The 1,708-nt window shown below is 73.5% G+C and carries 2 protein-coding genes; both read right to left on the bottom strand.

What is annotated here, in order from left to right; all coding sequences use genetic code 11:
• The coding region (gene yajC, locus AC5LUJ_RS12990) for a preprotein translocase subunit YajC (RefSeq protein WP_493464997.1) at positions 1-349 on the bottom strand (349 nt) is incomplete at its 3' end.
• A gap of 198 nt (positions 350-547) precedes the next feature.
• The gene (ruvB, locus tag AC5LUJ_RS12995) at positions 548-1,600 is read right to left on the bottom strand and encodes a Holliday junction branch migration DNA helicase RuvB (RefSeq protein ID WP_250283889.1); all 1,053 of its coding nucleotides are present in this window, start codon (positions 1,598-1,600) and stop codon (positions 548-550) included.
• Positions 1,601-1,708 lie beyond the last annotated feature (108 nt).

The raw sequence follows: 1,708 nt of genomic DNA on the forward strand, positions 1-1,708 counted from the left end.
CGTCGCCGTCGTGGTCATCATGATCGCCGTGGTGCGCCCCGTCCTCTCCCGCCGGGGAGACGACCCGGACGACCGCGGAGCGGGTGAACCGGCAGACCACGTCCGGCGCCACCTCCAACAACACGTCACCGTCTTCGACCTCGACCACCGTGGCGTACAGCCCCGCGGTGGTCACGACCAGCGCTCCCGGCTCGAGCGAGGTCAGGACCTGCTGCTGGGTCCGCTGACGGCGCCGCTGGCTGACGACGAAGAAAACGACGAGCGCCAGCAGCAGGACCAGGGGAAACAGCCCACCGAACCCACTGCCGCCGTTCTGGGCCGCATCCTGTGCGACCACGATCACCTGCACGTCCACGTCCTCCCATGTCGTGCGGCCGATGGTACGTACCGGCCGCGAGGCTCCCGACGCCAGGGGCCCCGTCGGGACCGCGTCCGGCCAACGCCACCAAAGGGTGGCGAAGGAACCGCGGCGCCGGGGAAACCGGCGGGCGTCCACCGCTCCCAGCCGTCACCGGCGACGGGGCCCAGCCGTCGTCGGCGAAGGGGCTCAACCGTCGCCGTCGGTGAGGGGGAGCGGAGCCTGGGAACGGCCCAGCAGGCCCTCGACCGGGTCGAGGCCAAGATGGGTGAAGGCGGCCGGGGTGGCGATGCGCCCCCGGGGGGTCCGGGCGAGCAGGCCGGCGCGGACCAGGAACGGCTCGGCCACCTCCTCGACCGTGTCCGGCTCCTCCCCCACCGCCACCGCCAGGGTCGCCAGGCCCACCGGGCCGCCGTTGAAGCGGCGTACCAGTGCCTCCAGCACCGCCCTGTCCAGCCTGTCCAGGCCGAGCGCGTCGACGTCGTAGACGCGCAGGGCGGCCTGGGCGACCTCACGGGTGACGACCCCGTCCGCCCGTACCTCGGCGTAGTCACGCACCCGTCGCAGCAGCCGGTTGGCGATCCGAGGGGTTCCGCGTGACCTGCCGGCGACCTCTGCCGCGCCGTCGTCGGTGAGGCGCACGCCGAGCAGCCCCGCCGAGCGGACCAGCACGTCGATCAGCTCGTCGGTGCCGTAGAAGTCCATGTGGGCGGTGAAGCCGAACCGGTCGCGCAGCGGCCCGGTGAGCAGGCCGGAGCGGGTGGTCGCGCCGACAAGGGTGAACGGGGCGATCTCCAGCGGGATCGCGGTGGCGCCGGGGCCCTTGCCCAGCACGACGTCGACCCGGAAGTCCTCCATCGCGGCGTAGAGCAGTTCCTCGGCGGGACGCGCGATGCGGTGGATCTCGTCGAGGAAGAGCACCTCGCCCGGGGCGAGCGCGGTGAGGATCGCGACCAGATCCCCGGCCCGTTCGACCGCCGGCCCGCTGGTCATCCGCAGCGGGACCGCCATCTCCCGGGCAATGATCATGGCCAGGCTGGTCTTGCCGAGCCCCGGCGGCCCGGACAGCAGGACGTGGTCGGGCGGACGCGCGCGGGCCCGCGCCCCCTCAAGCATGATCATTAGTTGTTCGCGGACCTTCTGCTGGCCGATGAACTCCGCCAGTGTCCCCGGCCGCAGGCCCGCCTCGAAGGCACGCTCCTGCGGCTCGGCCACCGGCGAGACCAGCCCCTCGACGTCCATCAGCCGCCCTTACCGGGGCCGCAGCGCGGCCAGCGCCCGACGCAGCAGCACACCCATGGGATCCGCCGCCTCGGCACGGCTGCCGCCCGCCCCGCCGGTGCCGGCGGT

It is taken from the genome of Protofrankia sp. CiP1_Cm_nod3, from assembly GCF_982290655.1.

Bases quoted from the DNA above. Each gene is read 5' to 3' on its own strand.
- ruvB (WP_250283889.1), bottom strand. From the start codon at position 1,600: ATGGACGTCGAGGGGCTGGTCTCGCCGGTGGCCGAGCCGCAGGAGCGT.